Annotated in this window: 18 protein-coding genes; 10 read left to right on the top strand and 8 right to left on the bottom strand. The window is 42.5% G+C overall.

What is annotated here, in order from left to right; translation table 11 throughout:
* Positions 1-205 precede the first annotated feature (205 nt).
* The 6 genes from WKF66_RS16070 (at position 206) to WKF66_RS16045 (ending at position 6,389) form a co-directional block, all read left to right on the top strand.
* Positions 206-1,147 carry a zinc metalloprotease gene (locus WKF66_RS16070; protein WP_489675495.1) on the top strand — a complete coding sequence of 314 codons (942 nt, stop codon included), beginning with the start codon at positions 206-208 and terminating at the stop codon, positions 1,145-1,147.
* On the top strand, positions 1,140-1,451 hold the full coding sequence (locus tag WKF66_RS16065; RefSeq protein ID WP_489675494.1) for a hypothetical protein: 312 nt from the start codon (positions 1,140-1,142) through the stop codon (positions 1,449-1,451). The genes WKF66_RS16070 and WKF66_RS16065 overlap by 8 nt, the downstream gene beginning before the upstream one ends.
* Positions 1,448-1,963, top strand: a complete 516-nt coding sequence (locus WKF66_RS16060) for a hypothetical protein (protein WP_489675493.1) — start codon at positions 1,448-1,450, stop codon at positions 1,961-1,963. Before WKF66_RS16065 ends, WKF66_RS16060 begins: the two co-directional genes overlap by 4 nt.
* Before the next feature lie 23 nt (positions 1,964-1,986).
* Positions 1,987-4,140, top strand: a complete 2,154-nt coding sequence (locus WKF66_RS16055; RefSeq protein ID WP_489675492.1) for an endonuclease — start codon at positions 1,987-1,989, stop codon at positions 4,138-4,140.
* A 10-nt stretch (positions 4,141-4,150) separates the two neighbouring features.
* Positions 4,151-5,119 carry a hypothetical protein gene (locus tag WKF66_RS16050; RefSeq protein WP_489675491.1) on the top strand — a complete coding sequence of 323 codons (969 nt, stop codon included), beginning with the start codon at positions 4,151-4,153 and terminating at the stop codon, positions 5,117-5,119.
* Between the two features lie 100 nt (positions 5,120-5,219).
* The gene (locus WKF66_RS16045) at positions 5,220-6,389 is read left to right on the top strand and encodes an ATP-binding protein (RefSeq protein WP_489675490.1); all 1,170 of its coding nucleotides are present in this window, start codon (positions 5,220-5,222) and stop codon (positions 6,387-6,389) included.
* Here the strand turns inward: WKF66_RS16045 and WKF66_RS16040 are convergent.
* Positions 6,380-7,078 carry an AIM24 family protein gene (locus WKF66_RS16040; protein ID WP_489675489.1) on the bottom strand — a complete coding sequence of 233 codons (699 nt, stop codon included), beginning with the start codon at positions 7,076-7,078 and terminating at the stop codon, positions 6,380-6,382. The genes WKF66_RS16045 and WKF66_RS16040 overlap by 10 nt on opposite strands.
* Before the next feature lie 208 nt (positions 7,079-7,286).
* On the opposite strand from WKF66_RS16040, the gene WKF66_RS16035 reads away from it, so the two are divergent.
* Positions 7,287-7,850: an NADPH-dependent FMN reductase gene (locus WKF66_RS16035; RefSeq protein WP_489675488.1), complete on the top strand. Its 564-nt coding sequence runs from the start codon at positions 7,287-7,289 to the stop codon at positions 7,848-7,850.
* 137 nt (positions 7,851-7,987) lie between these two features.
* Here WKF66_RS16035 and WKF66_RS16030 read toward each other — a convergent pair whose 3' ends face one another.
* The 5 genes from WKF66_RS16030 to WKF66_RS16010 all read right to left on the bottom strand — a co-directional run bounded on the left by WKF66_RS16030 (position 7,988) and on the right by WKF66_RS16010 (position 16,166).
* Positions 7,988-9,478, bottom strand: a complete 1,491-nt coding sequence (locus WKF66_RS16030; protein ID WP_489675487.1) for a redoxin domain-containing protein — start codon at positions 9,476-9,478, stop codon at positions 7,988-7,990.
* A gap of 24 nt (positions 9,479-9,502) precedes the next feature.
* A complete protein-coding gene (locus tag WKF66_RS16025) occupies positions 9,503-10,873 on the bottom strand; it encodes a RagB/SusD family nutrient uptake outer membrane protein (protein WP_489675486.1) in 1,371 nt (456 codons plus the stop codon).
* 10 nt (positions 10,874-10,883) lie between these two features.
* Entirely contained in the window at positions 10,884-14,183 is a 3,300-nt protein-coding gene (locus tag WKF66_RS16020) for a TonB-dependent receptor (protein ID WP_489675485.1), read from the bottom strand.
* 277 nt (positions 14,184-14,460) lie between these two features.
* Positions 14,461-15,492: a FecR family protein gene (locus WKF66_RS16015; RefSeq protein WP_489675484.1), complete on the bottom strand. Its 1,032-nt coding sequence runs from the start codon at positions 15,490-15,492 to the stop codon at positions 14,461-14,463.
* A gap of 83 nt (positions 15,493-15,575) precedes the next feature.
* Positions 15,576-16,166, bottom strand: a complete 591-nt coding sequence (locus WKF66_RS16010) for an RNA polymerase sigma factor (protein WP_489675483.1) — start codon at positions 16,164-16,166, stop codon at positions 15,576-15,578.
* A gap of 203 nt (positions 16,167-16,369) precedes the next feature.
* On the opposite strand from WKF66_RS16010, the gene WKF66_RS16005 reads away from it, so the two are divergent.
* A complete protein-coding gene (locus WKF66_RS16005; protein WP_489675482.1) occupies positions 16,370-17,392 on the top strand; it encodes an LLM class flavin-dependent oxidoreductase in 1,023 nt (340 codons plus the stop codon).
* Here the strand turns inward: WKF66_RS16005 and WKF66_RS16000 are convergent.
* On the bottom strand, positions 17,338-18,471 hold the full coding sequence (locus WKF66_RS16000; RefSeq protein ID WP_489675481.1) for an adenylate/guanylate cyclase domain-containing protein: 1,134 nt from the start codon (positions 18,469-18,471) through the stop codon (positions 17,338-17,340). The two genes, WKF66_RS16005 and WKF66_RS16000, sit on opposite strands and share 55 nt — an antisense overlap.
* Positions 18,472-18,659: 188 nt before the next feature.
* On the opposite strand from WKF66_RS16000, the gene WKF66_RS15995 reads away from it, so the two are divergent.
* Together WKF66_RS15995 and WKF66_RS15990 are read left to right on the top strand one after the other, a co-directional pair.
* The gene (locus WKF66_RS15995) at positions 18,660-19,409 is read left to right on the top strand and encodes a metallophosphoesterase (RefSeq protein WP_489675480.1); all 750 of its coding nucleotides are present in this window, start codon (positions 18,660-18,662) and stop codon (positions 19,407-19,409) included.
* 109 nt (positions 19,410-19,518) lie between these two features.
* On the top strand, positions 19,519-21,432 hold the full coding sequence (locus WKF66_RS15990) for a patatin-like phospholipase family protein (RefSeq protein ID WP_489675479.1): 1,914 nt from the start codon (positions 19,519-19,521) through the stop codon (positions 21,430-21,432).
* Here WKF66_RS15990 and WKF66_RS15985 read toward each other — a convergent pair.
* Entirely contained in the window at positions 21,424-22,176 is a 753-nt protein-coding gene (locus WKF66_RS15985; protein ID WP_489675477.1) for an SGNH/GDSL hydrolase family protein, read from the bottom strand. The two genes, WKF66_RS15990 and WKF66_RS15985, sit on opposite strands and share 9 nt — an antisense overlap.
* Position 22,177: the final 1 nt, after the last annotated feature.

Here is a 22,177-nt window from a genome sequence, read left to right as displayed (position 1 = left end):
TTTTGATTGTATTTATATATGCTGCATTTGTGCCAATGTTAGTAGATTAGCTACTGCACATTGTTGTAAAGCTATTGCTGAGCGACAATTTGAATTTATGTTTCTTCGACGGTTGAGTGATGTTTATTTAAAACAATTTATTGATGATAACAGTTGCAAAAATACCCTTATATCCTCGCTGTAGATAACACCTAAAAAGCTACTTATGAAAGAGACCGAAATGAAGATTCGCAAATGCGGAACTATGGAAGTATACAACAGGCAGGTAGAAAATTTTCCAGAGTTCAGGAGAGCCCAGGCTACCATTGAGAATGACATTCTCAATCTCTTAGAAAGAAAGACAATATCGCAGATCACAAAGCCAGTCAAAATCCACGTTGTAGTTCACATTGTTTACAACAATGAAAATGAGAACATATCCGAATCACAGGTAATAAGTCAGATAGCCGTACTCAATCAGGATTACAGTGCTACAAATGCCGACTTGCCAAAAGTACCCGAGGTATGGTCTGAACTGGTCGCCGATCCCATGATCTCTTTCGAATTAGCCGAGGTAGGTCCGGATGGTATCCCAGGTAATGGGATTACAAGGACGCAGACTTCCAACACCTCATTCGGCACCGATGATTCCGTTAAATTTGATGATCAAGGTGGAAAATCAGCATGGCCTACTGAAAAGTATTTAAACATATGGGTATGTACCATTGGCGGTGGAATATTAGGTTACGCCCAGTTCCCAGGCGGGCCTGCGGAAACTGATGGTGTGGTGATTGATTTCCAGTGCTTCGGTACGGAAGGTACGGCGGTTGATCCCTTCAACCTGGGACGGACAGCCACACATGAGGTGGGTCACTATCTTAACCTTTCCCACACTTTTGGCGAAGGTCGCGGCAACACGTGCTCAGATTCCGACTATGTTGAGGATACGCCAAATCAACTGGCTCCAAATTATCAAAAACCTGTCTTTCCTAAAGTTTCCTGTAATAATGGCCCTAACGGAGATATGTTTATGAATTATATGGACTATGTGGATGATGATACCATGTTCATGTTTACGATTGGACAAAAAGAGCGAATGCAGGCCACCTTACTTGGACCTAGAGCTTCGTTGATTGCCGGTCAGCTCAACGAAAATAGTAATGTCTGAGATAAATATCAATGCCCTCCCTGGTAAATGGGTGCATTCTTTCGAAGAAGATACGGATGAGGCCATAGTGTACAGGCCGGAAAACTTTGGTTTTCCAATGGCGCGTGGTAGGGTCAGCATGGAACTAAAAAATGATGGCGCCTTAACTGGTTTTCAGATTGGCATAAATGATGTGCCTGCTCCTGGAACAGGAACCTGGCAGTTGGAAGGCGAGCGGCTGTTGACTAAATATCCTGATCAGATGGATGGACAAGCTTTTATTATCAAAGAAGTAAGTCATGAAAAACTTGTGTTTAAAATATGAAAGGCAGCTACTATTTACTACTTCTGTTCCCCCTCAGCATCCTAATTGCCGGTTTTATAGTGCTGGCTGAAAATTTACACCCAACGGCCAGCCGCTTAACTCCCCAACTAACTCTAGATTCAACGGTTACACAAACTAAGCGGCTTGATACGATCCCTAAAAATGACAGTATCCCAGTCGCTCAGTCCAGCACTAAGGTGATGACCAGGAAGACAGGTAACTTCGGGAAAGTTGAGACAAAGCAGGAAGAAAAGGCGATGCCTTATTTCATCCTTGCTTCCGTCTTTATCGTTGTGATACTGGTCTTGCCACGCTTGCAGGAACTGAGCATCTCCCAACAATCACTCGTCATTAAACTATTTAAAGAAGTGAAAGAGGCAGCGGATAATTTAGATGAGGAATCCAGCCCTTTGGGCGCCGAGGCGCTAAGAACAGCCACTTCGAAGGAGAAGATACGGATCTTGCAAGACCGGATAAGAACGGTGGACAAGATCCTTTCCAAAGGCAAATAAGAGTTTAACTATACAAGTATTTTATGAAGCATTTGCAAAAGCTGATTGAACAGGTGGAGAAAACTAAACAACGCTATCCTGCTAGCATTAGCAGCCAGCCGGATGCGAATTCACCATTTAAGTCAAAATCTATAGTGGACCCGAAACAGGTGGTCCTGTACCTGCAGGAGAACGACCTTAATCTCAGTCGACTGATCAACGATCCCTTGCTTCGTGAAAGAGTGATTGCCGGCGATGATACATTGGATGTTAATTACTTGCAAAATGGGATGATCGCATCGAAGCCGGTATGCCGTATTACCATTTGCAGCAGTGAAGGCGAAGAAGGATATGGTACCGGCTTTTTAATTGCACCTCAGATACTGCTCACTAATAATCATGTGCTGTCAGATGCTGATTACGGCCGTTTCTCTTATGCGGAGTTTAATTATGAAAAAGGTCCGGATGGCATTCCCCTTCCTGAAAGAGTATTTCGCTTCGACCCCTCACAGCTGTTTTACACAAATGAAGATCTAGACTATACCATCATTTGGGTAGAGGAGCAATCGGCAGATGGATTGGCCGTCATACACCAGTTTGGCTTTTTGAAACTGAACCCCAGTCTTGGGAAAACTAAAGAGGGGAATTTCGTTTCTGTCATCCAGCATCCAGACGGCAAGATGAAAAAGGTAGCCCTTAGGCAGAACGAAATTACCAACCTTTCCTTACCGAAATTTGTTCGCTATGTTACCGATACAAAAAGCGGATCATCGGGGGCGCCTGTTTTTAATGATAAATGGGAAGTGGTTGCTGTGCATCATGCAGGGATCCCACGTTACAATGCAGAAGGTCAAATCATGAACCTATCAGGAGGCATTTGGGATAAATCGCAGGGAGAAGTACAGGTAGACTGGATAGAAAACGAAGGGGTAAGGGTAAGTAGTATCATTTATGATATTACCACCGCTGCCTCAATACAGTTTCCGCGTCTATGCGAGTTTTTTAAACCGCTTACTGACCTGGAAGCTATTAGTAAATCAATGGGCGTTCAATTAGCTGATTTGGAGAACGACATTTATTATCCGGAAGAAAAGGACGCACCAGTTAAAATTCAGTATTATTCCAGGATCACAGATCCATTGAAAGCTACGAACGAGGAGTTGCATCTTTTGCTGGAAGAAACCCATACCTCTCATCACAATTACAGCCCTTCTAAGTTTGTTTATCCAAAGGTGGATCTGCATCCGGATGGACTACTGAGAAGTGTTTATTCGAATAAAGCTTTTAGTGTACAAGAGCTTACTTTAGCCGATCAAAAGGTTGATATCGAAAGACAGCTTCGGTTTATTGAGCTCACTAAAGGTAATAAGCCATTGGGCCAGGAAGAGCTCAATCAACGGATCGGAGCGCTTGAAGAAGCGTTGCCATACAACTGCGAACATGTGGTATGCCAGTCCTGGTTTAACAAGCAGGAGCCGATGAGAGGCGACCTGCACCACCTTTTTGCCTGCGAGTCTGGATGCAACAGTTACCGGAGTAATTACCCCTATCATGATTTTCCTGGATATGACCCTCAGCCCGCATCAACTGAAAAAGAGCGGTCAGCTTGTGGAAACATGGAAAAGGGACTGTTTGAACCGGAAAATAATAGAGGGGTTGTAGCCCGTGCCGTACTGTATTTTATGGTCAGGTATCCTAATGCCATTCGGGTATACGATTCCAAAGATATCGACATGTTGAAAGGATGGGCAGCAGACCAACCTGTTACCTTGTATGAAAAGCACCGCAATAGAGAGATCTATTTGCTGCAGGGAAATCGCAATCCCTTCATAGATTACCCAGAGCTGGCAGAAACCATTACGTTTAATCAGGCTCCGTCAAAGGAAAATAGAGACATTGCTGTCGGACCGCCTACTGTTCTGAATATTTCGAAGGAAACTAAAGACTTGTCTTTAGCCGATCTGGTAAAATTGTCCGTTTTAAAGTCTGGAGGAAAAACGAGTAGTCCGGACGAGTTGGATGAAGGAACGGCGCTACGAACGCTGGTTTCCCGTCCAGAGCAATTTGTGATGCTGCGGGCTTATCTTTTCAACGTCGTCACCCATTTCAAACCTGGCGCCAACATAAGTGTAACGGAAATTGAAGGTGTTTCCTCTGTAGGCGCCCTAATTAATCTGGTAAAAGGTAAAGTCATCTAAGCTCAACGGTATGAAGGTATATTTAATTTTTTTCTGCATCCTGCTGACAGGTGCACGAGTGCTGGCTCAAGGCAACAAGTCTGCAAATGCTTTAAAAGAAACCAAGACGGCCACATCCTGGTTCAATGAACTCAAGATCAGGCAATCCTTTAATGATGACGAAAGTATACAGAACCCAGCTACATTTAGTATTACCCTGCCCAAGGACAAAAGTGCGTCTTATCTCGTTGACCTTGGTTTAGGTTACACACTTCCGCGTAAAGATCCCAAAGGCCTCAGGACCGGTTTTATTGTGGCAGAATACCACCGCACTAATTTAACGGATGCGGAGATCAATAACTTTCAGGCCGGTTATAAACACCAGTGGATATTTAGTGAACCTAAGATTTCCGGTTTGCCCCAAGACAACAACCAGGTAGACCCATATTCTACGTTCCGGCTTAACTCTACTCTAAAATATCGTCGTGATCAGGTAGAAGGATCTCATGGCGTTGCGGCTACGTTTATGTTCACCTACTTCCAACAGGGTTCAAATCATAATGTCTGGCTGAGTTCAACTCGGTTTTCTGCTAACGGAAAGTTCCACTATACGCTAAGTCCCGAAGCCGGGATTGAAATGCAGAACAATTTCTCAGCCGAGAATACCATCTATAAAGGCTTTGTCGCCAGGCCTGTTGGAAGGGTGGTCTTCGGATTCGGGCAGAGTCGGCCTGATCCTCAGGATCCCTTTTCGCCTACTGCAATCTGGGTGTTAAACCTCGATGCAGCAGCGAGGTATGATCTTATAGGTGAGACCTATACTGAAGCGAAATTTCATCCTTTGGTTAGAAGCAGCCTGGACTTCTTTATTTTGTATAAACCGGTTAAGCTTACGCTAGGCGCCAGCTATGTTTATGGCGACAACCCCATACAGGGCTTCCGCCAGTTCAATTTCCGTTCACAGCATTACGGGTTGATTGCTTTTAAGATTCAAAAGTAAGGTGCTGGTTTCTAATGTAAAGGCTTTTCCGCTTGCACAATTAACCTAGTAAATCCAAAGTTAGAGTTTGGATTTACTAGGTTAATTAGTATATTTGAGAATGATCACGAGAAATCTAGAGGGTTTATTGCTAAGGAAACTTAAGAAAAGTCCGGCAGTTGCCATACTGGGACCGAGGCAAGTCGGCAAAACTACGCTCGCTAAACAATTAAAATCTGCCAGTCAGGAGATCCTATATCTTGATATGGAAAATCCTAATGATCGGAATAAACTACAAGATGCTTATAGCTATTTGACTTTATATGAAAATAGCAGAATCATTGTAGATGAGATCCAGTTAATGCCATCCTTATTTGCCGTGTTGAGACCGCTCATCGATGCCAAAAGGACGGCGGGGCGATTTATTTTATTGGGCTTAGCTTCTCCTTTGTTGGTGAAAGGCGTTTCGGAATCTCTTGCCGGGCGCATCGCATACACAGAATTGACGCCGATTGGGATTACCGAACTCAACGACTCATTGGATTACAAAGTAAATTGGTTCAGGGGTGGTTTTCCAGAAGCCCTTTTAGCAGACAACGATAACGATGCAGTCGAATGGCTTAACAATTTTATAAGAAGTTATGTAGAGCGGGATCTGGCGCTACTATTTGGTGTTGCACTTTCATCGGTTACCTTGCGTAATTTCTGGAGTATGCTTGCCCACTCGAACGGTAATCTGTTGAATGCAGAAGTTTTCGCCCGCTCGCTAGGAGTGAGTGCGACCACAGTGATGAAGTACCTCGATTTTTTAGAGGGGGGTTATATGGTTAGGCGACTGCAGCCCTGGTTTGTGAACGCAAAAAAACGGCTGATCAAATCTCCAAAAACTTATGTTCGTGATACAGGCATACTTCACAGGTTGCTGAATATACCCAACTTTGATGCTTTGTTCGGGCATCCCGGAGTTGGGGGATCCTGGGAAGGTTATGTTATCGAGCAGATCTTTCAGGCAAAGCCGGACCATTTGGGCCTGTTTTTTTATCGGACTCAGGCAGGAGCGGAATGCGATCTGCTCCTCGTTCAGGGAATTAACCCTGTGGCATGTATAGAAATTAAGTTGTCAAATGCACCTGTCGTTTCCAGGGGCTTTTTAAACTGCATTCAGGACCTGGCACCGAAATACAGTTTTATCATTACGCCTCAAAGTGATACCTATGTGGCTAGTCATGAAGTTACAATCACCAGCCTATCTAATTTCATTGGAACAAGCCTGAGCACACTTTATTTCTGAGCGTATTTCACCTCTTCATAGGGTTGAACCAATACCCAGCCTTGTCCCATGAATTCTAGTTGGAAAGATTCGCCGCTACCGCGTCCGATAAAAGATCCGAAAGTGATGTTTGTTTTTATAGCTGGGGTTAAGTTTTCTGACCAGGCTACAGTTGCGTTCGGATCAGTAAATACTGGCTGCCCCGGAGTCACTTTGAGTAGTATTGGCTCTCCGTGAGTCGTGATTGCGACATATCCTGTACCAGCAAGCCTAACCTGGAATAATCCGCCAGAAACCATTCCAGCAACACTTTTAAGCATTTTGATTTCGTTGGTAATGCTTTCTTCCAGCGCCAGCACGTCGTTGCCATTGACGAAAATGGCTTCGTTTTGAAGTTTTATAATTTTAACTTTTTTTCCCTCATCCGCCAAATAGAGTTTTCCCGTTCCAGAGGCATACATTAATGAAGTGCCTTCCCCGGAAAGCGCTTTTTTAATTAACCCTCCGAACCCTTTGCTAAGCATGCTCTCTCTTTTGAAATCGATGTTGCCTACGTATGCTACCATTGTGCCGGCCTTCGCTAGAATTTTCTGACTTTTGAGGTTGATTTCCAGCATGGCAGGTTTCTCTAACTCGAAAAAGTCATTCTCAGAAGGATTTTCTGCGGCCTCAAGAATCAGTTCATCAAGGGTATATTCTCTTTTTTCCATATTCGTTGGTTTTAATTGCTACCTAAGATCGCAATTAAGCCAGATATTTCAAACTCAGTAAATCCGGACAATAATATTTATTTACAGCTAGCACTTCTTTGACATTTAAGCAGATACAAAGAAGTATCAAGGTGCTTTAAGCCGTATATGAACTAACGATGTAAAACTTGTGAGGGCTCTTATTGTTATGTATTAAATCTTAATCATTATGACAGACATGACCACCACAATCGGAATCATTGCAGGAAGTCTTCGCAGGGAGTCGTTTTCTAAAAAGTTAGCTAACGCTTTACTTGAAATGGCACCCGACAATTTTGAATTTAAGATCATTGATATTGCTGATCTTCCCATTTATAATCAGGATTTTGACGATGATGGCAACGCACCTAGCGCTTACCATTCTTTTAGAGATGAAGTAACAGCTGTCGATGGAATTATTTTTATCACACCGGAGTATAATCGGTCGGTTCCGGCGGTACTCAAGAACGCACTGGACGTAGGTTCCCGACCTTATGGAAAGAGTGTTTGGAATGCGAAGCCTGCGGCCGTTTTTAGTAACTCACCAAGTTTACAGGGAGCATTCGGGGCCAACCACCATTTAAGACAGAATTTGGTTTATCTGAATATGCCTGTAATGCAACAGCCTGAGGTATATCTATCAAAAATTAGTGAAGCATTCGATGAAGATGGTGTGTTGAAGGACGGTAGTACCAAGGACTTCATTGAGCAAGCCGTTAACGAATATATTACCTGGTTTTTAAAGACCGCTTAGTGCGTAATAATATAAAGTCAAAAGCGCAGTAACTTTATTGATTCTCGCCGAAGGTATTACAAAGCAAAGCACAAAACAATTAAGGGCAGGAATCAACGATTCCTGCCCTTAATTGTCAAATATATTACTCCATTTAATTAGCCTTTCTTCGCCATATCAATCATCATTGAGATCTCGTCAACAGCTGCTTCATTGCTGCCATCAAAGCCCATCAAGCTAAATCTAACATTCCCTTGCGGATCAATTACAAATTTAGATGGAATCCCTTTAACGTTGTAAGCGCTAACAACTTTGTTAACACCAGTATCAGCAGCTTTCAAATCCATTACGACTTGGAAAGTATACTTTTGAGACTTAATATAGTCATCAGCATCCTTTACAGGTGATTCTGTTTTTTCCCAGGTATGGATAAACAAGAAGACTACATTAGGGTCGCTCTTGTACTTATTCACCGCCATTTGCATCGCCGGGAAAGATGCTTTACAAGGGGCACACCAGGTCGCCCAGAAGTCAAGTATTACCACCTTACCCTTGAAGCTGCTTAAGCTCACATTGTTTCCTTGCAGGTCAGTAAGTGAAAAATCAGCCGCAGTAGTTTTTACCATCTCTTTGTTCAACTTTTGCTGAAGATTGGCTATGATCCCATTTCTAATTTCCGTCTTATAAGCGTCAAAACCAGCCTCACTACCCTTAACCTTAATGTAAGATGTCTTAAATAAGGCGACCATGTCGTTGCTTGCTTTGCCTGACTTAATAGCTTCTTCCAGTCTTGCAAAGGCTTCCTCGTTTCGGTTTAAGTTCATTAATAATGTTGCATATTGAAAATTCATTTTTGGTGTAGGTACCGTTGAATTCTTAACTGCAAATTCAGCATAAGTTAACGCCTCCTTGTATTTTTTCTGTTCGATAAGGATCCCCGCATAAGCTGAGCACATCCCTAGATATCCTGAAGCAGAAAACTTTGCCGCGTTACCGTTGCCCATCTTGCCATCGTAAAAAGGCTTTGTACTATCAATTGCCTTTTTATAAAATATAGCCGCATTGTTTAGATCGCCATTGGTATAAAAGATCTGAGCAAGACCACTATATCCGTTCCCCTTCCAAAATTCTGCCTGCAATTTGTTAGCGAACTCAATCGCTTTGGCTGTCTTCTTTTCCCTGGCATAGTCACTTGCGATAGCGGACACAAAGTAATCGTATGAAACTAACTCTTCACCCGATCCAACCGGTGGAAATTGTTTGATCCAGACCTTATAGGCAGCTTCTTTGGCTTCCGGAGTCGTTAGTGTACTCAGCAATTTACTGGAGGCGTTACTTCGCGCACGAGCGCCAGCAGGGAACCGGATTGCCTGTGCCGTAACAAGCGAATCGGAAACTTTTATTTGTTTCAAGCGATAATAATAGTTGATCGCGAGATCCATTTCTTTTTCCGTTTTAGCTTGAGCAAGCATCTGAAGTTTCTGATCCAGTGTTGCCTTGTCTTCAGGACTAGTAGATGCAATTAACCGCTCGAGCGTAGCTCGGGTACTATCTATGGGCTCCGTTTGTGCATGCAATTGGCCCGCTGAAAGAACCCCTGCAATAGCAAGTAGTCCGGCAACAGCGTAATGTTTATTTGATGTTTTCATTTGGGTATAGGTTATGAAATTCAATTAGTATCCTGGATTCTGCGTCAGGCTAGCATTTATTAAGATTTGCGACTGTGGTACTGGAAATAATGCCGAAGTCGGCTTCCATGTTGTTGGTCTCGCTGCACTCATTACTGCATCTACACGGTTTGTTCTCTTTAAGTCCAACCAACGATGGCCCCATTCTCCAAAAAATTCCACTCGTCTTTCCTGTTCAATAGCAGTAAGTAATTGAGGTTGTAATAGGTCAGTGCTGATTGCAGGAAGTCCAGCCCGGACTCTGATCATATTCAAATCACTCTTTGCAGCCGTTAGGTTATTTTGTTGTGCCCTTGCTTCAGCCCGGATTAAATAAAGTTCAGCAAATCTCAGCGCTACACTGTACTCATTACCGGTACCAGAAGCTACTTTGTATTTAGTAATTGTGTTATAGGTTTTACCACCGATGGTCTTAAGCGCCGTCCAGTTGGTCTTGCGCAAATCTACTGCCTCGAAAGATTTGTAAGTGTCATCATTTAAGGAATAGGTAGGAATAACAGTAGCAGAAGTGACATAGTTCGTGCCGAAAGTGGTAAATCCATTTATGTTAGCAATCTGCCAGATCACCTCATTGCTTGTATTTATAAAAGCAGTGGCTGGTGCAGGCAAACTATAAACGTTCGATGAAATTACCTCGGAGGCTTGTGCCTCTGCGCCTGCATAATTCTTCTGATAAAGGTAAACACGAGCAAGTAGGCTTGTTGCTGCATATTTATTTATACGGCCCCTAAACGTGCCTGTATAGGTAACAGGCAGCAAAGTTTGCGCCTCAGTCAGGTCTGTCAGCACCTGAGCATAAATTGCTGCTACAGGTGAGCGTGGTAAGGCTGCGTTTTCAAACGCAGAATAATCATCTTTCATAGGCATAGGTACTTCACCATATAAATTGACAAGATAGAAGTAAGCAAACGCACGCATAAACTTAGCCTCACCTAACAGTTGATTCTTTAAAGCAGGCGTAAGCGATGTGGAAGTAGTCAATCCGCTAATGATGTTGTTTGCATTCTTAATAAAACCAAAGGATGAAGCCCATGCGTTGGCAGCATAGCCATTCGTATTTGTCACTGCATTAGTCGCAAACTCCTGGTAAAGTGCATCAGTCGAATTGTATTGCAGATCGTCTGCCGAAATTCCGGCAAGAAAAGAGTAGAAACCAATTACTCCTGGAGCAGAAGTTCCACTGGAATATAATCCCAGGACGGTACTTTGCGCTGAAGCATCTGATTTAAATGCCTCTTCGAATAAGATTTGAGTAGGAGGTGCCCCAATCTCTACAAACTTTTTGCAGGAAGAGGTACTTAATAATGCTCCGGCAATCAATGCTTTGGTAAGGAAATCTTTATATGTTATTTTCATAATATTTTAGTTAGAATGTGCAGTTAATGCCAAATACAATAGTCCTAAGCGGCGGTAAAACTTGTCCAATAGTGCCTGTACCTAAGCCACTTGGGCCACCTTGAATGGTTGTTTCTGTGTCAAGTACATATTTATTTTTCGCCCAGGTATATAAATTCTGGCCTTGTACAAATACACTGGCATTTGACAACTTGATCTGTTTAACCCATTGTACAGGCAAGCTGTAACTTAAATTAACTGATCTTAATTTTAGATAAGATGCATCACCGTAAACTGCGTCAGATGAGGTGTATAAATTGTACGAAGTGTAAATTGGTGACCCGGCCGTTGCGGTAGCAGCAGGGATTGAGGAATTTGGGTTGCCAGCTGACCATCTGTCGAGCCAGTAATCGTTCTGGTTAACTAAAGCGCCTGGACGTGTATTTAAGATTTGTGTAACCCCAAAGCGGTGGTTGAACTGGAAAAAGACGCCTAATTCAAAGCTTTTGTAGCTGAAGGTGTTGTTGAAACCACCAAAATACGGTGTTCCTAAATCCGCGACATACCGATCGCTCGCGTTAATTACCCCATTACCATCCTTATCTTCAAAAGTTGCAGTGCCATTAGTGGCGTTTACACCTGTATAGTGATACAAACGAATCAGGTTTATAGATTCTCCAACCACATAGCTCGAAGCGTAGAACGATTTATCCAAATCTGTAAACGATAGCAACTTGTTATCTGTAAACGTAAAGTTTACAGATGTTTTCCAGGAGAAGTCCTTCGATGTAATGTTCGTGGTGTTCAGTTCTAATTCCAACCCTTTATTTTGGATTGTTGCCGGTAAATTAGAAGTGTAAGAATTATAACCCGATTGTGTGGTTAAAGCTGCAGCCGTGATTTGGTCAGACGAGCGGTTCCGGTAATAGTTCGCTGTGAATAAAATTCTATCCTGCAAGAAGCCCAGGTCAATTGCAAACTCTAGTTTCTTAGTCGACTCCCACTTAATATTCTCGTTTGGTAGCGTAACAACGGAAGTGGCTGCGTTTCCAAGATATGCTGTAGTAGAAGAATAAAGCGGAAGGTAAATGAAGTTAGAGATCTGGTCATTTCCTGTGCTTCCAAAACTAGCTCTTAACTTTCCGAAGCTTAGGAATGACTGATTGTCTTTAATAAAATCTTCCTGTGAAAACACCCATCCAGCACCAATAGCACCAAAATTTCCGAAGCGATTATTAGGGCCAAACCTCGACGAACCATCTCTTCTAAAGGTAGCATTAATTAAATACTTCTCTTTCCAGTCATAATTCAGCTTTCCGAAAACGGCATTATATTTATAAGCTAAAATGTTATTATAGTTTATAGTCGTAGTCCCGGCAGCGAGCAAGGAGCCTAGTAACGCCTCATTGCTGTAGTTACTGCCAGTAATGAATAATGAATTAGATGTATTTTTTTGGTAACTCGCTCCAACAACGGCCGATAATTTACCATCACCAATTTTTCTGGAATACTCCAAAGTCGGTTCAATTATCCAATTTTGCGCCTTGTTATCAGCAAACACAGCCGAACTCGTTGGGTTATTTACTGGGTTTTGTGATGAAGCAGGGTTTTTTGTAGCTTGATCCAGCATGGTAATCGTATACCCAAAATTAGCTTTTGCAGTTAAGCCAGGTAAAATCTTATACGATAAATTTGCATTGCTTATCATGTTAGTTGTCACTCCAGTGTATGTCCTTAGCAAACTCGCCAAAGGATTAGTGAAACTATTTGCCCAAAATAATTTTCCTGCAGCATCGTACAGCGGAAGGTTAGGTGGTAAGTTATACACTGAAGCAAGATCCGACGTAGGTATATTCGTATTCGCGTTGCTGTAGTTAACGGAGAGAGATGCATTGAATTTTTTGTCAGGAGAATTATGATCCAGATTAAGTCGGGATGAAAACCTGCGGTCACTATTGTCACCAGGAAAGACCGTACTTTCTTTGCGGTAAGCCGAATTGAAGAAGAAGCGGGTCTGATCATTTCCGCCAGACATAGAAGCTTGTAAATCAGTAATGTGTCCTCTTCCCCCAATAAACATGTCTTGCCAATCGGTACTGCTGTTCTGATCCCAAACGGTCAGGTCTGGTGCGTTTGTAGAATTCGGCGTTACTCCATCATTGCTGAATCCTTCCTTTCTTAGAGTTAAATATTCTTCCAGGTTTAGAACAGGAATCATACGGTTCACTTCTGTAAACCCGGTGTTCAAATTCACGCCAAAAGTGGTTCCGCCAGATCTTCCCTTTTTAGTCGTGATAAGAACTACACCATTTGATCCTCTCGATCCGTAAATTGAAGTCGCATCTGCATCTTTCAAAACGTCTATACGCTCGATATCAGATGGATTAATCATTCCAAAAGGGCTGACGCCTCCACTTGCGCCCGAAGTTCCGAATGCGTTCAGGTTATCATTTGCAGGTGAGCCACCATTGAAGTTTGTAAAAGGTACTCCATCAATAATGTATAATGGGATTCCACCTGAGGACAACGAGTTCTGGCCTCTGATCTGCACTTGTACAGCACTACCTGGGACTCCATTGTTTTGTGCAATCAATACGCCAGACAGTCTGCCAGACAACGCCGCCAAGGGATTTCCTACAGGCTGTTTGCTGATATCTTGTGCAGTGATCGAAGCAATGGAACCGGTGCTGGTCCTTCTTGTGGTCGTACCGTACCCAATTACCTGTACTTCGTTTAAACTTCCGACCTCAGGCTTAAGTTCAATTCGTATAGAAGTCTGGTTTTTAATAGGTATCTCACGGGTAATATATCCGATATAGCTAATCGTCACTACCGGATTATTATCATAAGGGAAGCGGATCACAAAATGTCCATTTGCATCGGTGGAAGTCGTGATTGGATTTTTACCTTTAATTCGGATTGATACCCCGGGTAATGGTTGTCCGGTTTCGTCGGTTACAATTCCTGTCAGCTCTCCGTCTGCCGTAACCGCTGAAGTTTCATTTACCTCATTTATTTTAGATATCAGGATTTTATTATCCATTTGCTTGAAATCCAGGCCTGTTCCTTTGAAAATCAACTCTAGAGTTTCTTTCACTGATCTTTCCTTCATGGGCAGATTTTCTGCCTTCAGATCCTTCAATTCATTGTTTCTATATAGAAACCTGAACTGACTGTTCTGTTCTATCTTTTTAATGGCTGAAGTAACACTCTCGTTCCTGAGCTCCAGAGAGATCTTTACTTGCTGAGCAGGCTGCGCAATAAGGTCTACTGCAAACAAAAACTGGAAGGTGATGGTGGTTAAAATAGCTGTAATTAAGCTGATGCGCATAAGTTGACGAATTAAATGTCGCGGGTTCGATGCAGTGAAGAAGATAGATTTCTTCCTGCGCTCTGCGAATGGTGCAGAAAAATACATAGTTTTAAGTGTTTTAAATGAATCCTTAGAAATTTGTTAAAATGTCTGAGATACAGTTAGCGCTGCATCTCAAATCAGGCGCTCTGTTTCAACGACAGAGCGCTTTTGTGTTCATTTAAATTCGTGTCCGGTAAACTTTTTTCATGTTGTTGGGTTTGGTTTAGTTGGTGGTTTCTTTCGTTGGTATATATTAAGAGTCACATCCACTGCCGGAGATGGTTATTTTTCCGGCCACAGACTCGTATTGTGCATTATTATAAGGGCATATCACGTTAAGTATTTCGACTAGAGATTCTCCCTTTAAAAATGTAGCTGTAAAGCGACATTTCGCAACCTTAGTATTCTTAAAAGTAATTGGTATGTTAAAGCGTTTAGATAGGATTTCGGTGGCCTGCTCCATGGAGATGTCATCAAAATAGAGGTCGCTTTCCTGCCATTGGATACTGTTTTTGGCGACTACTTTGGCGACATTGTGTTTCTGATAATTCTTATTAAACACCATTTGTTGATTTGGCGTAATGATGCTTAAAACGGCTTTATCACCCAATACGCTCACTTTTCCCCTCGTAACGGTTACGGTGATGTCTTCTTCATTTTTATATGCTTTAATATTAAAGGCAGTTCCTAAAACTGTCGTTTTAATTTTCTCGGTGAAAACAGTAAAGGATTTTTTCTCATCATGATTGATGTCAAAGTATCCTTCGCCACTTAACTGAACTTCTCTTTTATTGCCAGGGAAGACGCTTGGGTAGGTAATCGAGCTATTGTTATTTAACACCACCGTACTGCCGTCAGGTAATGTAATTTTTTGATGCTCGTTCGTTGTTGTAATGGTGATAGGGGTAGCGGGAGGTATCTCGGCTTTAACAGAAGCCGCAGATGCAACCTGATCTGTCCTTTCTGGATTGTTAAACCATAAGAAGGCAGCAATACAGGCTATAAAAATTGATGCCGCCAGACTCAGCCAGTATCTATATGGTACTATTTTACCAGTCTTTTTAAGTGGAAGATCAGAAAAAATAACCTTTGTAAATATATCGTCCGACTTGCTCTTTTCCAGGACTACATCTGGACTGTTGTTCCAGATTTGATCGAGGACCAGTTCTACGTTATAAGCCTGATCAGGGTCGCGAAGCAGAGCCATCAATTCGTCCAGTTCTTCAGGAGAACTAACCTTATCAACATAACGCCGAAATAAATACGCAAATCTTTCCTGGGACATTATTTTTCCTTTTTGAACACTTTAATTATCATCTTATACTAACATGACAACTGGAATTTCAAAAAGGAGTAGTTGAAAACTGACTATTTCAAAATAAATAATAGGAGAGCGAGTTCTTTTATGATACCATTGGTGTCCAAATGAGTTTTAATTGCTTTAATGGCTTCTCTCAAGTGTACTTTTACTGTCAAAGGTGATATTTTAAGCTTTTCTGCGACCTCTTTTTGCTTTAATCCTTCAACATGACAAAGATTATATACTTTTCTTTGCTGATTTGGGAGTTTTTCAATGGCTGACTCCAATAATCGCTTTGTTTCCCGATATTCTATTGACAATTCAGTTGTCGAATCTTCTTCAGTTTTTTCTTGCTGAATAATACTATAATTCTTTTGCTGCAGCGCTACTTTCTTGAGCGCATTTAAAGTTTCGTTTTTTACAACTGTTCTTAAATAACCTCCAAAGTTATCAACTTGCCGCAAATGAACTCTCTTCAGCCAGAGCTTAATAAAGGTCTCCTGAACAATTTCCTCAGCTGACGATTCAGACTGTAAGATTTTTAAAGCGTATCCGTAAACCTTGTTTTTGTATAAGGTAAATAGGAGCTCAAAGGCGTACTGATCTCCGTCGGCAATCTTTGCTAACATCAATCTTTCTTCCGCCAATTCCTTTTGCATATGCTAAGATATCAAATTATTCAGTCCCTGAAATCGAATTGATGCTTATGACAATAATCTTGACCTTCAATAAACTAAAAGAATGATTATCGTTTAGGTTAACGCAATCGTACAATCAAATGAAGCGAAGAATGTTTTACCAAGCCGTGACCTCCTCAAATCCCAGGGATGCTTACATTTGCTCGGAAACAATCCAGCTAGCAATGAAGAAAATAGGGTTTTTATCATTCGGACATTGGTCTGATCATCCATCATACCAAACTCGTACTGCAGGCGATACCTTGCTTCAATCCATTGATCTGGCTGTTGCAGCAGAAGAAATCGGTCTTGACGGTGCCTATTTTCGGGTGCATCATTTCGCGCGTCAGCTAGCTTCACCTTTTCCGTTGCTATCGGCTATCGGTGCCAAGACCAGCAAAATAGAGATTGGTACAGGAGTGATTGATATGCGTTACGAAAACCCGATGTATATGGTGGAGGATGCCAGTGCTGCAGACCTCATCTCCGGCGGCCGTTTACAACTAGGCCTTAGCCGTGGATCTCCTGAGCAGGTGATCGAAGGTTGGAGACATTTCGGTTATCAACCTGCAGAAGGGGAGACCGAAGCAGATATGGGCCGACAAAAGGCTTTACAGTTTCTAGATAAATTAAGAGGCGTTGGCTTTGCTCAGCCTAATCCCAATCCAATGTTTCCAAATCCTCCAGGCCTGCTACGTCTTGAGCCGCATTCAGAGGGATTGCGCGAAAGGATCTGGTGGGGAGCCGCCTCAAATGCAACCGCCGTCTGGGCAGCTGAGAATGGGATGAACCTTCAAAGTTCCACGCTTAAGTTTGACGAAAATGGCAAACCTTTCCATATCCAGCAGGCAGAACAAATCAGGATTTACAAGGAAGCATGGGCAAAAGCCGGTCATGCGCGCGAACCTAGGGTTTCAATAAGCCGCTCCATCTTTGCGTTGGTGAACGAACAGGATAGAATGTATTTTGGACAGCAAGGAAAAGGGGGCGACAGTTTTGGGTATATTGAAGCCAATCAACGTGCGGTCTTCGGAAAGAGCTATGCCGCCGAACCTGATCAGCTTATCAAGGACCTGGCTCAGGATGAAGCGATACAAGAAGCGGATACCCTGCTACTAACCATTCCAAACACGCTGGGTGTTGATTACAATATTCATGTGTTATCGTCGATATTGGAGCATATTGCACCAGCACTCGGTTGGAAATAAACTGCAAAGATTTCCATTGTGGAATTGCGCCCTTTGAGCAAATGTGCTCCAACTGATTCGACTACGTAATGAGAGGGAAGCTCAACTATGTCAACCATCTCCGCTGATACCAGTAAGTCAGCGTCGAACTGGTTACATAGCCCCTGTATCCTTGCCGAAGTATTAAGCACGTCCCCTGTAAAAATGATTTCTTTCTTTAACGATCCGATCTCACCAGCAGTGACCATTCCGAAATGCAGCCCAGCCTTGAACCCTGGTAAAAGGCCAAATTTCTCTCGATACTTACCCTTCTGCTCCTCTAATGCCCGTTTCATAGCAAAGAAGCACTCGATGCTGTTGTTGTTCTTCAATCCATCTTTCAGTTTCCAGCAAATGATCATCTCATCACCTGCATACTGATAAATGATGCCACCATAGTTGATTACCTCGGCAGAGAGGTCGAAGAAATATTCACGTAGCATTTCAAAGTACCGGACATGGCCGAGCTGTTGGGCTATCGTAGTGGAGGACTTCATGTCGAGAAACATAAATATCCGCTCTTCCTCGACTGGATGATGATATTTGCCCAAAAAAAAGTTGCGTAGTGTCCCTGGTCCGATGCTGTCGCTAAATTCAGCATAGAATTGTGTGAGCACAATTATAGAAGCAATATAAAGCATGATACCGACCAAGGCATAATCGCTAAAAAACGCCCATAAAAGAGACGAAAAGCTTCCGAAAGATCGTGTTTCCTGCGTATACAGCGCATTGATAAACACCGTGCCTGAGAGGAAGACGAGCACAATCAAAATATAGATCAGTGATTTCAGTATAATCTTTTTGGTGAAGCTCTTCTTGATAAACCATTTATTGAAATAACCGATCTCCAGGATTCCTGTTAAAAATCCCATAAACAGCCCCGAAATTGGTATGGTAAGTATGTTTCTTGAAAAGCTGTACGTATTGCCTGTAGATGGATAGAAGTCAACCGGTCCCAGGATGCCTCTTTCCAGGATACAATAAATTAAGCTAAAAATTAACCACAGCACGCCAAAAGGAATGACGCGTGAAATATTTCTTTTGGTTTTCGGGGACAGCATAGATTTGGCAAGTGATGGACTGGTGTCCACAACGAAATAAAATTAGACTTTTTAACCAAGTATTTGTCGTTAACAATTAGTACTTTCTTCTATTTAAAACCTGTTGTCCCTGCGACTCCGTTAGGTATAATGTATTTAATTGAGATTAGGCCTTATTTTTGAATGCAATTCGATTAAAGACAAGAAGCATGAGAAAACTGGTGATGGGAGATATTCACGGCGCATACAAGGCAGTAAAACAATGCCTTAAAAGATCAGCGTTTGATTATGAAAATGACCAGTTAATTCAGTTGGGTGATGTGGTAGATAGATATCCTCAATCCTATGAATGTGTCGAAGAATTATTGAAGGTTAAACATCTTATTGCTCTAAAAGGCAATCATGACGACTGGTTTGATGAGTTTGCGCAAACAGAATTTCATCCCTATTCCTGGAACTATGGAGGTAAGGCGACACTATCTTCTTATCTCAAGCATGTAAAGAAGAGCGGCCGTTTCTTTTTAAAAGGTGCTGGGTATAAAAGTGCACTGGAGCCTAAAGATATCCCTGAAAGCCATAAGACATTCTTTAGCAATCAAGTGCCTTATTACATTGATGAGGAACAGCGATGTTTTGTACATGCGGGATTTAATGCTTCATTACCTTTTTTGGCTCAAGATCCGGAAAATTATTATTGGGACAGAAGCCTATGGGAGGAAGCTTTGCACTGTCAGGAGTACCAAGAACAGTTTAGTATCGAGGCTGATTTTAAGGAGATTTACATAGGCCATACGCCAACAACCAAGACACACTCTGATCAACCTTTGAGCGCATTTAATATTTACAACCTTGATACCGGGGCAGGGAATTCCGGGCGTTTAACTATCATGGACATCGATACCAAAGAATTCTGGCAGTCTGATCTAACGTCGGACCTCTACGAGGGATACACCGTATAGGGTTCCCTCTCACCAAGCGCCGAGGTTCTAAATGACTATAACTAGCTATTTTACTACCATAACGCTCTTCGTAATTTAGAAGGTAATTCTAACCAGATGAGCTGATATAATGGAAAATAAAGACAAGCAATTCACTTTCCATGCTGGAATATGCATGGCAGGCGCAATATCTGCCGGGGCATATACGGCAGGAGTGATGGACTACCTATTAGAGACACTAGAGCACTGGGAGAAAGCCAAGGCGCTTCAGGCAGCAGGGAAGCTTAGCGGAATACCTAGACATAATTTCTCCATCGAAGTATTAGGAGGTGCATCTGCTGGTGGGATGACTGCTGCTGTAACCGCTGCGGGTGTCCAGTCAGAATTTCCACCAGTAACGCAAAGTCACCAGGACGATTTGCAATACACCACAAAAAATCCCCTTTACAACTCCTGGGTAAATCTGACGGAAACTGACAAAGAGGATATGATCAGTCTGATGCTGAACACGACAGACATTGAATCCGACGAGACCAATTCGAATAAGGAGGTGAGGGCCGGATTAAACTCCAAATTTATAGAGCAAATCGCGCAGGGTTTAACAGATACCAGGGCTGAAAAAAGATATGATCGGAAATACATTGCCAACGATCTCGACGTGTTTACAACAGTAACGAATTTAAGAGGCTTTCACTATAAAGTTACTTTCAACACCAGTAGTGGCAGAAGGGAGCACCGCATGAAGATGCATAAAGACTATGCTTTCTTCAAACTGAGTGATACTGAATATGGAAATGATGGCCGCATCCCTGTAAACTTCAATCTTCCAGACGGGCTCAATACTGATGTTCTGGCTGATGCAGCGATGTCTACTGGCGCCTTTCCAATTGGACTAGAATCCAGGTTGCTAAAAAGAAGGATCCAATATATCAATGACAACAAATTTCTTAATCTCCGACTAACAGACCCTCATGCTACCGCCCTTCATGAGAAAACAGTCGAGTATGACGTTTTAAGCCCTGAAGATTTCGTTTCCTTAAACGTAGATGGTGGTATTATTAATAATGAACCGTATGAAATTACCCAGCAATTGCTGGATGACCGGCGACGGACTATGATAAAAAGCTCAACTGAGAACACCGACACCAAAACGTTTGAAGATTTGGAGGCCGAAGCTGCGGCCTATGTTCCCAAAACAAAGGCATGTGAATTTGATAGTCTGGTGCTCATGATCGACCCTTTTCCTAATGATGATGAAGTAGACAGTGAGGAGTTTGCACCAAAGAAAGCTTGGCGTCACATTATTCCCTCCATATTGTCTGCCATGAGAGGCCAGTTGATGATGAAAGATGACCAGATCAGGCGTGCGTATTTAAGCGAAGATTACACTCGTTTCCTCATTATGCCAAGCAGAACGCAAAAAAGTGAAACACAGACGTATCCTTTAGCCTGTGGATCCTTAGGTGGCTTTGGCGGGTTTTTCTCTAAGGGTTTTAGGAAACATGATTTCTATTTGGGAAGGCGTAATTGTCAGCGGTTTCTACAAAAGCATTTCTCTGCACCGACCGAAGCGAACAATGCCATTCTCGCTTTCGGGTATGAGGGAGTCACCAACTATCGGTACATGGAAGGTGGAAAAGAATCATTACCAATTATTCCTGACTTACGGTTAGAAAAAACAGGGGAAAATGGTGATTACAAAGTCATTGAAACACCGACAGAGGAGGAGTATGCCTACCCTACAATTAAGCTTAGTTACATCCTTGGGCTAGAGGAGAAGGTTAAAAAACGCATTAAATGCATTCTTGATCATGTAAAGAACCCTATTGATCTTGAAAAGAAAGAGTCAAGTCCCATTTTAACCCGTATCAGGCAACGGAGCTTTTTTCAGCGTTTAGGAGACAGTGCGAAAGGGAAAGCGGCAAACTGGTATATTGACTTTGGCAAGTCGCAAGGTAAGGGCGTAATTGCCACTGCTTGCATTGACGCAATTATTCGCGATATGGAGAAGAGGGGACAAATTAGTGATGATCTTCTAAAGTAGCCTGGCCTTTGTTACCGCTTTTAACCATTCTCTTGCCATCAATTCATGACCGGCTGGCATTGGATGAATACCATCCCAAATCCAATACTCTGCCGGCGCCCTTTTAAGCGACTCGTTAAATGCAGTTTGATAGGGGACGAATGTGGCATTGAATTCCCGTGCAATATCTTTTGCGATGACTTGCCTTTGGGCGACTTCGTCTGTCCAACGCTCCCAGTTAGCTTTTACGGCACCTACTGGCAAGAGGAAAGACTCGCCAATTACAAGCTTTAGATTAGGGTTTTCGCTTTTACTCCTATCTATTAGTTCCCTATAGCCTTCTTTATAGCTTTGTGCTGTAAATTTAAGATTGCCTTTTACTGCTTCATTTGCATCATTCACCCCAACTAGAATGCTCAATACGTCAGGTTTAATCTCTAACGCATCTGTTTGCCATCTGGCGGCCAAATCGGTTACTTTATTTCCGCTGATACCGCGGTTAAAAAAATGAAATTTACGATCAGGATGCTCATACCATAGCTTACTGGAGACGATGTATTGATAGCCGTGGCCCATCACATGGTTCCAATCGTTATCTCTGGAACGATTTCCGTCAGTAATTGAATCGCCCTGAAACAGTATTTTCATATCTGAGCTACCTATTGAATGATTGAAGGCATATGCACTATCCTTAGCAGGAATTGTCATTGCTGCACCTAAAAGGATCGACCCTTTAATGAAGCTTCGCCGAGTGTTATCGTCCATA

The organism is Pedobacter sp., assembly GCF_037719805.1.
In the GTDB taxonomy this organism is placed as follows: Bacteria; Bacteroidota; Bacteroidia; order Sphingobacteriales; family Sphingobacteriaceae; genus Pedobacter.
Note: the sequence above shows the minus strand (reverse complement) of the source record. Positions and strands in the feature narration are given on the sequence as shown.